This window comes from Alkaliphilus serpentinus (genome assembly GCF_009017255.1).
In the GTDB taxonomy this organism is placed as follows: Bacteria; Bacillota; Clostridia; order Peptostreptococcales; family Natronincolaceae; genus Alkaliphilus_D; species Alkaliphilus_D serpentinus.
On sequence record NZ_WBZB01000073.1, the window covers coordinates 1 to 9,075 of the forward strand.

General features: G+C 33.9%; 13 protein-coding genes and 2 pseudogenes. 4 read left to right on the forward strand and 11 right to left on the reverse strand.

The window, feature by feature from the left end; all coding sequences use genetic code 11:
- Window positions 1-13: 13 nt before the first annotated feature.
- From F8153_RS15580 to F8153_RS15590, 4 genes and pseudogenes are all read right to left on the reverse strand, one after another.
- Window positions 14-268 (reverse strand): manganese catalase family protein, encoded by a 255-nt coding sequence (locus F8153_RS15580; protein ID WP_330577811.1) that lies wholly within the window; start codon window positions 266-268, stop codon window positions 14-16.
- A gap of 74 nt (window positions 269-342) precedes the next feature.
- Window positions 343-483 (reverse strand): annotated as a pseudogene (locus tag F8153_RS16700) (hypothetical protein); the annotation flags it as partial.
- Entirely contained in the window at window positions 470-1,237 is a 768-nt protein-coding gene (locus F8153_RS15585; protein WP_151867284.1) for a nucleotidyl transferase AbiEii/AbiGii toxin family protein, read from the reverse strand. The pseudogene F8153_RS16700 and the gene F8153_RS15585, both read right to left, overlap by 14 nt.
- Window positions 1,222-2,199, reverse strand: a complete 978-nt coding sequence (locus F8153_RS15590) for a MarR family transcriptional regulator (protein ID WP_151867285.1) — start codon at window positions 2,197-2,199, stop codon at window positions 1,222-1,224. The genes F8153_RS15585 and F8153_RS15590 overlap by 16 nt, the downstream gene beginning before the upstream one ends.
- A gap of 214 nt (window positions 2,200-2,413) precedes the next feature.
- Between F8153_RS15590 and F8153_RS15595 the strand changes: the two genes are divergently transcribed.
- Window positions 2,414-2,611, forward strand: coding sequence for a hypothetical protein (locus tag F8153_RS15595; protein ID WP_151867286.1), 198 nt, complete (start codon window positions 2,414-2,416; stop codon window positions 2,609-2,611).
- 122 nt (window positions 2,612-2,733) lie between these two features.
- Here the strand turns inward: F8153_RS15595 and F8153_RS15600 are convergent.
- The 3 genes and pseudogenes from F8153_RS15600 to F8153_RS15610 all read right to left on the reverse strand — a co-directional run.
- Window positions 2,734-3,130 (reverse strand): annotated as a pseudogene (locus F8153_RS15600) (IS256 family transposase); the annotation flags it as partial.
- Window positions 3,131-3,277: 147 nt separating this feature from the next.
- Window positions 3,278-3,481 (reverse strand): hypothetical protein, encoded by a 204-nt coding sequence (locus F8153_RS15605; protein ID WP_151867287.1) that lies wholly within the window; start codon window positions 3,479-3,481, stop codon window positions 3,278-3,280.
- Window positions 3,482-3,661: 180 nt separating this feature from the next.
- Window positions 3,662-4,036, reverse strand: coding sequence for a hypothetical protein (locus tag F8153_RS15610; protein ID WP_151867288.1), 375 nt, complete (start codon window positions 4,034-4,036; stop codon window positions 3,662-3,664).
- A 132-nt stretch (window positions 4,037-4,168) separates the two neighbouring features.
- On the opposite strand from F8153_RS15610, the gene F8153_RS15615 reads away from it, so the two are divergent.
- Window positions 4,169-4,507 carry a hypothetical protein gene (locus tag F8153_RS15615; RefSeq protein ID WP_151867289.1) on the forward strand — a complete coding sequence of 113 codons (339 nt, stop codon included), beginning with the start codon at window positions 4,169-4,171 and terminating at the stop codon, window positions 4,505-4,507.
- A gap of 650 nt (window positions 4,508-5,157) precedes the next feature.
- Here the strand turns inward: F8153_RS15615 and F8153_RS15625 are convergent.
- Together F8153_RS15625 and F8153_RS15630 are read right to left on the reverse strand one after the other, a co-directional pair.
- Window positions 5,158-5,448, reverse strand: a complete 291-nt coding sequence (locus tag F8153_RS15625; RefSeq protein ID WP_207707744.1) for a glutamate synthase-related protein — start codon at window positions 5,446-5,448, stop codon at window positions 5,158-5,160.
- Window positions 5,449-5,671: 223 nt separating this feature from the next.
- On the reverse strand, window positions 5,672-5,959 hold the full coding sequence (locus F8153_RS15630) for a hypothetical protein (protein WP_151867291.1): 288 nt from the start codon (window positions 5,957-5,959) through the stop codon (window positions 5,672-5,674).
- 178 nt (window positions 5,960-6,137) lie between these two features.
- On the opposite strand from F8153_RS15630, the gene F8153_RS15635 reads away from it, so the two are divergent.
- Together F8153_RS15635 and F8153_RS15640 are read left to right on the forward strand one after the other, a co-directional pair.
- The gene (locus F8153_RS15635; RefSeq protein ID WP_151867292.1) at window positions 6,138-6,464 is read left to right on the forward strand and encodes a YlbF family regulator; all 327 of its coding nucleotides are present in this window, start codon (window positions 6,138-6,140) and stop codon (window positions 6,462-6,464) included.
- 12 nt (window positions 6,465-6,476) lie between these two features.
- On the forward strand, window positions 6,477-8,294 hold the full coding sequence (locus F8153_RS15640) for a YcaO-like family protein (protein WP_151867293.1): 1,818 nt from the start codon (window positions 6,477-6,479) through the stop codon (window positions 8,292-8,294).
- A 79-nt stretch (window positions 8,295-8,373) separates the two neighbouring features.
- On the opposite strand, the gene F8153_RS15645 is transcribed toward F8153_RS15640, so the two are convergent.
- Both F8153_RS15645 and F8153_RS15650 read right to left on the reverse strand, forming a co-directional pair.
- The gene (locus F8153_RS15645) at window positions 8,374-8,571 is read right to left on the reverse strand and encodes a manganese catalase family protein (protein ID WP_151867294.1); all 198 of its coding nucleotides are present in this window, start codon (window positions 8,569-8,571) and stop codon (window positions 8,374-8,376) included.
- A partial coding sequence (locus tag F8153_RS15650; protein ID WP_192929864.1) for a Fic family protein occupies window positions 8,550-9,075 on the reverse strand: 526 nt, incomplete at its 5' end. The genes F8153_RS15650 and F8153_RS15645, both read right to left, overlap by 22 nt.

Sequence of the window (9,075 nt, forward strand, 5' to 3'; positions counted from 1 at the left end):
TTCCATTATTAAGCTAATATACCTTCTTCGCTTGTTGATACTCCTGTACAATCCTTAAGGCCTCCCCAAATCTTTGGAAATGTACTACTTCCCTTTCCCTTAAAAATCTTAAGGCATCCTTTGCACCAGGGTCTTCTGCTAGATTAAGTAAATGCTCGTAGGTTGCTCTTGCCTTCTGCTCTGCTGCCATATCTTCATGGAGGTCAGCAACAGGGTCTGCATGGACTTGAATATAGGCAGCAGTCCATGGTACTCCATTGGGATCCATGGGAATAGGGCTCCATCCCTAACTGCATAGAAAACTCCTAAATCAGCAGCTTCTAATTCTTTCACTGTAACTCCTTTTGTAAGCTGATAAATCGTTGTAGTTATGATTTCTACGTGGGCAAGTTCTTCAGTTCGATGGGTTATAGGTGATGTTTTGAATGGGTTGTCTACTTTGCATCCCGAACCATAAAAACTTCGTTGATTATAATGCTTCAGATGTTTTCAAATAAATGTTTTCTAGAATCTCTATTAGCTCATCAAAGCTTGAACTTCTTAAACCTAGATTTTTCAAATCAGGTCTATCTACATTAATCATCTCAATGAATTGTCTAATATCATTTTCAATCTCTTCAGCTACATCCATCCGGCTGGAAGGTGCAACATTGGCCAGAAGTCTAAAAATATCATTTTTATGCTTTTTAAGGTTTCTGGAGTCTACAACATCGCCATTTTCCTTTCTTTGTTTCATATCTAGCCACGCCTTGATCTTAAATAGGATTATAGTTTCAATTTCAATTACAGAGTAGTTATCTACTGTCCGCTTACCTTCCACAAGAGATTCATAGTAAGCATCGTTTAACAAAATGGCTGAGAGACTGATTATACTATCATCTATATGAATCGGCGTAAGTCCGGTATCAAATTTCAACTTAGAGTCTGGTTGTCTACTAAAAAGCTCGATCATCTTCGGATAGTCTGATTTCCTCGGTTCTGTAAAACGATAAAATTGATTTTCTCCAGTGCCCTTTTCACGATATTCGTAACCACCATCCTCTATGAACTTCCAGAAGGTTTCTCCAAATGATGTATCCAACGTCTCAATAATTAAGACAATATCAAGATCTTTGGTTGCCCTAAAAGGAGCACCCAATTCCTTCATAAGAATATCACAGGCTGTACCTCCAATAAATACATATTGATTTGTATGATTTCTAAAATATTCTTTGAATTTATCTAATCCATGTACCATATTTCACCTCGCAAGACCTCTTCTAACGCCTGCTCTATCCTTTCATCTTTTTCTTCTTTTAAAGAAGCATACAAAGACATAATATCCACATGGTTCTTGTCTGTGATCTGTGTAGGCTCATAATCCCATATCTCTAGCTCCACTAACTTATCATCATTTATGATATCCTTGTTCTTTATCATTTCAATCTCTAGTTTATTTAGCTTCTCACTACTTATAGCTCTTACCGGGTGACTTGGTGGATTAATCATAGATAAATCTGCCAATGCATCAAGTCCAGCAATCAAAGCACCCTCAGGTTCTCTATTGACATAGACCACTTTCCTCACTGGAGATTTAATATACTCACGACCTTTCTTAAAATACTCCGGATCAGTGATCCTTTGGTACTCTTTACTTCGTCCTGTCTTCCCACCTATTGTATAAGTGAGTAACTTAGCGTTATACAGGTCATTTAATGCCCTAGAAGCAGTCATTACCGTAAAACCTATCTTTTTAGCAAACTCTGTTGTATTGGTCACTACATCTTTATGGTATAAAAAATACAGATATGCAAGTTGTGTAGATGCAGAGAAGGTCTTAACTTCCTCTTCTAAATATTGGGGTGCATTTTTAAGATAAAGGCCTAAAAAAGGCAAGAACATCTGCCCATCCCCAATGACGAAGGGGATACGATTTTCGATCAAACTTTTTCTTCTGTACCGAGTAATCTTTTTGTAGTAAAAGACAATCTGCTGATTGGTTAATTCTTCGATTCGCTTTATGTGCTTTTGAATCATATTAATGCTAGGGTTCTCGTCTAGAATTTCAAGTAAGATACAAGTTGTATCGAGGATTATCATCTCGTACAAATTATAAATATCTTTCAAGAAAACCGGGAACTTGTTTTTATCTCCCAACGGTTTTATGGTAACATGATTGTCGATATTTTCTTTCAAATACGCTTTTAAAGACTTTAGCAATTGAGTCACCTCCTAAATATAACACTTATTATTTAAAATATAACATTATTTATGTTAAATTGCAAGTTATTTTTGTTATATTAGAAATGAATTCATTTTTTTACTATTACAGAGAAGCACCTGAAGCTTGAAATGGTTACCTAAAACACAACAAAAAAGCTGTAGAAAGTTCTACAGGCCAATCTTATCCTATATTATTTCGTTTGTAGGGGAATTGAAAGAAAAACTACCTGAAATGTTTGATACAATACCTGGAGTTTATGTAGAAGTAGAAATGTATGAAAATCCTAATAAACCTTCAGTATATACCTCTGGTTCTATTGATGGTTCAATAAAGCCAAAAATTAAAGTAAATAACTTTGTGCTTAAAGGAATGGATCTTTCTGACAAGATATTTCTATGTGTTCATTAAGAAGAAAATTTGATTTTATATTTGCCAAAAGTATGCAGTCATATACATAAAACTGTATACTTCTGGCAATAATTTTATATAATTGGGTTAATAATATGCTTACTATCTTAATATTATCTAGCCACAACATAGGCAGCTTTACTTTTAATTTGCCCATCTTCCCTAACCTTGTAGTGTATTGCATCCATAAAGATAAAGGGGTATATGGAGGTTATGGGTTTATTTTGCCATTCTTTGATTTGTGGAATGATTGTATCGGTGATTTTACTAACCATTTCAGCTGATAGCTCTACTCCATAGATATCTTTAACCTGGTCGTGGATATCTTTTAGACATACCCCTTGAATAGAGAGATATTACCTTTTCTTCAATACCTGATATATCTCTTGTGTTCTTTGGGACTACTATTGGCTCGAACTCACCATTTCTGTCCCTAGGAACTTCAATCTCCATTTCTCAAAACTTGGTTTTAACCTTCTTGTCGGAATACCCATTTCTTCGATTATCCGTTTTATTATGGCATGGATAAAGGAAGTCGAGAATTGCAGATGGACTTGGTGTTGTACTTGAAAACTCCAAATAAAGATGAAAAAGCCCTGGTTCAAATCCAGGACTTTTTATGGAGGTGATCAAAAAGCTCTTTATTAACATTTTTATCTCTTTTAATTAGATTGTGCAGAAGCCTCCAAATAGACCACGACCACCAAAAAGAACAACTAATAGCAAGAAGAAGAATAATAAGCTATCTCCTGCTTCGCAGAATAATCTACAGTTACAGAATATTATCACTAGTAATAAGAAGAAGAATAATAAACTACTACCTCCTCCGAATAAACCTCCTAAGAAATTGGTTTTTGCAACATCTGCCATAAAATTCACCTACCTTTGTTAATTAGTTTTGATAAATCTGGTAATACATGAGTGAAGTACTATAACAGGTTTTACGTTTTTTAAATGACGGTGTTATGGGTTACACCTCAAGACTATTCCTGAGTCTTGATATACTATATTCCCTACATTAATAAAGTGTTATACAATTCATAAAAATAATTACAAAACTGGGCAATCAATAATCGTGTCAGTAACTACACTTTCATATCCTGATTTTCTAATCATACTAACAGAGCGAATAGACTGAGGAATAAAGTTGCTTGGTACAATTATAAATATAACCCTCCAAAGCTGAGAGTAGCCAGGGTCGCCAGGAACTACATTAATTATGTTCCACTGACCCATAACTCTAATGGGGTTTCCTGCAGGGTCAAATCCATAAATAAACTGATATATATCAGCTATGGTATTCTTCCCTTCTTCAAGAAAAACGGGACCTAAATTTAAATAATAAACTATTTGATTGTTATACCATCCGGGCTCTGGCCTTTGATTAAATGGATCATTATATATTAAAGGGTTAACACACCTCATTATTTTTTCACCTAACCTTCCCTATTTTCTTTATTACCATCCTATTCACATGAAAAAGAAAGTGTTATATTTATTCTCTTATAACACTTTTTGTAAATTTGCATAGTATAAAGAAAAAAAGGAGGAAGAATCGTGTATCATAATCAACCCAATATGTATAATCCTTATCCACCATATAATCCCTACTATTATCCATACAATAATCCAATGAATAACCCAATGGCTTATCCAAATATGCCAATGGATGCTGAAGCCTATATGAAGGATTTACTAATGAGATTAAAAAGTTGCGAAGTAGATATTTTAGTAGATGGCAGAGAAGGTATTTTTAAAGACCTAATAATCTTAAATGTAGAAGATGGAGTAGTAATCACACAGGCCCCTGCTGAGGTTTGTGTAATCCCCATAAAAGATATAACCACGATTTTTATGTCTAAGGAATTAGCTAATCGTATTTATCAATATTATTAATAGAATAAATAAAAATGACTCTAAAGTATATAGATGGAGAAAGCTCTCCAGCTAAAATTTTGATATACTAAGTAACTAAGAAGTCATAGGCTGTCGATATTCTTTATTTAATTACAAAAATTATTAATATTATGTGATATGAAGATATTAATATCGTAAATGTAAAGACTCCAAGAGTCAACTACCTCATGGAGTCTTTGAAATGTATATTTAGAGGTTTATACGCCACACCCTCCAAATAGGAAACGGCCACCAAATAATACAATCAACAATAGGAAGAAGAATAATAAATCATCTCCACTAGCGAATAAATGACAGCAGTTACAGAAAATTATAATCAGCAATAAAAAGAAAAATAGTAAACTGCTATGACCTCCTAAGCCTCCGAATAAACTTCCTAATACGCCTTCACTCATAGGTTACACCTACCTTTTAAATTATTAACTATCTCTAGTCACTAATAAAATATGCAAAAGCTCCTTTTATGTGCTTTTAACAGGAAAAAAGCATCTGACTATAAGATAAATTAATAAACAAATATATATATCAGGCCTTTTTGAAACCTATTGGCAATAAAGGTTATTTATCTAATTCATCTGTTAGTTTTCCAATATACATGGCCAATTGGGGTGAAGGGGACTGGGGTAAAGCTATAGACATTTGGCCATAGTAGCCATTAAAGCAATAGAGCCAATATATACTTCATCGGCTCCAATCGCCATAGCCTTTAAAAAGTGTCCAAGGGTTGTTATGTCCCCACCCTCAGATCCATCAAATACTATGTAATCTACTCCAGTTTGAGTAATAACTTCTAATTCCTGTTCTATGTAGTCAGACCCGGCCATTTTAATACCAATAGGTACATCATATTGCTTTTTTAATTGTCCAATTAAATTGATAACATCTTGAGGTGTGTTTATATTTGAGAAACGAGATGAGATTTTTCCATCCTGCCCCTCCCTTTAATGTGTTCACTAGGAATCATAAGGAAATCTAAGGAGTATCTGCCTCTGGTATTGGTTATTTCAGCCCTTATTTTTTCACCTCCCTTCAATGTCCTTTAGCAGTACCATATTATGTCCCATAATATAGATGATGATATTTATATGAATATGTACTGAGAAAAACCTTAGATCGTAAGATTCTTCCCAGTATAATATAGTACTATCGCATAGGTGTCATACAACACATGCTAGCCATTGGTGCCATAGAATTCATAGCGCACATAGAATTCATAGAGTGCATTGAATGCATTGAATGCATTGAATGCATACTAGCCATTGATGCCATAGAATTCATTGCATTCATTGAGTGCATAGAGTTCATAGAATTCATTGCTTGCATTGCCTGCATTGAGGCCATTGCTGCCATACCACACATAGCATTCATAGCACTCATGGCATACATTGCCTGCATATCCTTCATACAGCATTTATCATCATAATGCTCCATATAGATAACCCTCCCCTTTAGGATGAAATGGCGTTTCGCCTAGTACATTTTATGTAGGCTACTGATAAAGGTGATTATATACATAAAACACCTGTATCCTACCATATATGAACCTTTAAACTACATAAGAATATTATATATAGAGTTAAAATAAAAGAAAGTTTAGGAGGAATGTTAAATGTCCATTGGAAGACAAGTAGTACAGCAAATTATTAATACAAGGGAATTTATGGAGCTAAAGGATGCCCAAAGAAATTTAAATAATTATCCTAAAATAAAGCAAGAGGTTGAAGTTTTTCAGAAAAAACAAAATGAAATCATGTCGAAATCAAGCTCCCCACAAGAGGCAGAGCAAAAACTTAGAAGCCTTACAAATGAATTTAGAAATTTATCACAGTATCCAGAGGTTCAAAAAATGATTAAGGCTGGGGAACGGTTTAATAAAATGATGCAAAATATCTATAAAGAAATAAATGAAGGATTAGCTTCATATCTAAAGGGTTAAGGGGGATGGACTATGAATTTTCATAGTAAAAAGTATAAGGATGAACTCCCCTTAAATACAATAACAAGAATCAGAAACATTCTTGCAGATTTAGGCATATTAGTAATAGAAACTGGCTGGCAAAATTCTGTGGAGGATTTTTACTCAGTGAATTTAAAGATTGCTAATACCAGTATTGCAACCAATGGGAAAGGCACCACTTATCAATATGCCTTAGCAAGTGGCTATGGAGAGATGCTAGAAAGGCTACAAAATCAATCCTTTTTTCGTTTAAATGCTGACTTTAGTCATGATGCCTATCAACATAAAGGATTTTACTATACCCCAGATGAAAAAGAAGTTTCAATAGATGAGCTTCTTAACAGTAAAGAAGAATGGATAACAAAACAGTTTAAAAATATGAAAAAGAATATAGATAAAAAACAGCTATTAAATAAGTGGAAAAAGGTATCCTATGAGGAAACTCCTTCGGAATTTATAGCATTACCCTATATAAATATTCTAAGTAATAAAATTTCCCATATACCAATTAAAATGGTTACAAAAATGTATATGTCAAATGGAATGTGTGGTGGTAACACCTATGAAGAAGCATTAGTTCAAGGGTTATCGGAGGTTTTTGAAAGGCATGTAAATAAAGAGATTATAAAAATGAAGATAACCCCCCCAACTATACCACAAACTTTCCTGAAAGAGTACCCGAGAATAGAAAATATGATTACACAAATTGAGAGAAGTGGCAACTTTCAAGTGATTGTTAAGGATTGTTCCCTTAATGAAGGTTACCCAGTAATTGGTGTAGTCTTTATAAATAAAGATGATCAAAGCTATTTTGTCAAGTTTGGTTCTCATCCTATGATTGAAATTTCAATAGAAAGAACCTTAACAGAGCTCTTGCAAGGGCAGGATATTCGTAAAATGATGGGAGTAAAGGAATACTCATATAAATCAAAAATTGAAGATGAGTATAACAACATAATGGGTATTCTGGTAAATGGATCTGGGTATTATCCCAAGGAATTATTCAGTACAAAATTTAGCTATGAATTCACCGGATACGAAGATTTACAAGTAACAAGTAATAAACATCTGTTAAACTACTATACGAATTTATTAAGAGATAAAGGTTTAGATTGTTTTGCACGTGACGTATCTTTTTTAGGCTTTCCTAGTTTTCACGTTATTGTACCTGGTCTAAGTGAGATAGATGAGTTTGATGATATAAAGGCAATGGATGACTATGGAGAGTATAATGAGGTTAAAAGAGTTATTAGAAATATACACAATTCATCAGAAGAAGAAATTAATAAGGTAATTGGCTTCTTTAACAAGAACAGCTATAATAGTGGCGCATCTATTGTACAATTTCTAAACTTACCAACTTCCAACTTCTTACCATGGTATTATATAGGCGTCGACTTATTTATAGCCGCCCTTTTATATAGAAGTAAGAAATATAAAGAAGCTGCTAATGCACTAGGTAGATTCGTGGACTTTATAGGTATAAATGCTTCGAATAATATTCAAAAGACCTTCTTTAGTTGTGCAAGAGACTATATTTCTGGAAAGGGAGATAATCTTAATGATGAAACCCTAATAGAGTTGTTAAGTCAATTTTATCCTCTTCCTGTTGTTCAAGGGATAATTTCTGATTTTGGTGATCCCGAAAATATTATGAAGTATGGTGAGCTAAAATGCTTTAATTGTGATGAGTGTATGCTAAGTAGCCAATGTATGTATAAGGAAAATGAAAAGGTTTATCTTACTATAAAGGAGCAGTATTTTGATAATCCAAGCAATCAAGAAGATTTATTAAAAAGACTAAGATAACTTAAAAATAAATTGGATAGTAAATAATTTTAAAATTATCTACTATCCTCTCAATTAAACTATTACCCACCGGGATTAGCTAACGGGTGTCTTCTGCTAGTTTAAGTAAATGTTCGTAGGTGGCCCTTGCCTTCTGCTCAGCTGCCATATCTTCATGGAGGTCAGCTACAGGATCTGCATGGGCTTGAATATAGGCAGAAGTCCATGGTACTCTATTGGGATCAGCATAGTATAATGAACCATTATTCTTTAACTTTAATCTAATACGGATAACCATAGTTTTTCAGACTCTATCACAAGTTCCGATACCAGTTTTATAAATGGCTCATAGTTCATGGTTGTATGTGCCAGATCAAGAACATCATAATATCTTGCGCGCTCCTCATTCTTTATTATGATGGGAGGGTATCCATTTTTCATTAACTCAAAATTGAGAAGCAACCTGGAAGTCCTTCCATTCCCATCAATGAACGGATGAATTTTCACAAATTCTCCATGGACCAGTGTTGCCCTAACAACGGGATGAAATTTTTTCCATTCATTCTGATATTCCATCATAAGCTTTTGCATTAAATCTCCAATCTCATAATGCTTCGGTGGAATGTGTTTTGCACCGCTAATTACAACATTTTCCCTCCGATATTTACCAGCATTTGAATTGTCTATTTCTTTTAGTATCAAGGCATGGATATTCTTGATATTCCATTCAGAAAGTGGTTGCTTATTAGCAATTAAATCTTCAACAAAAAGGATAGCTTCACGATGGTTAATTACTTCTAGA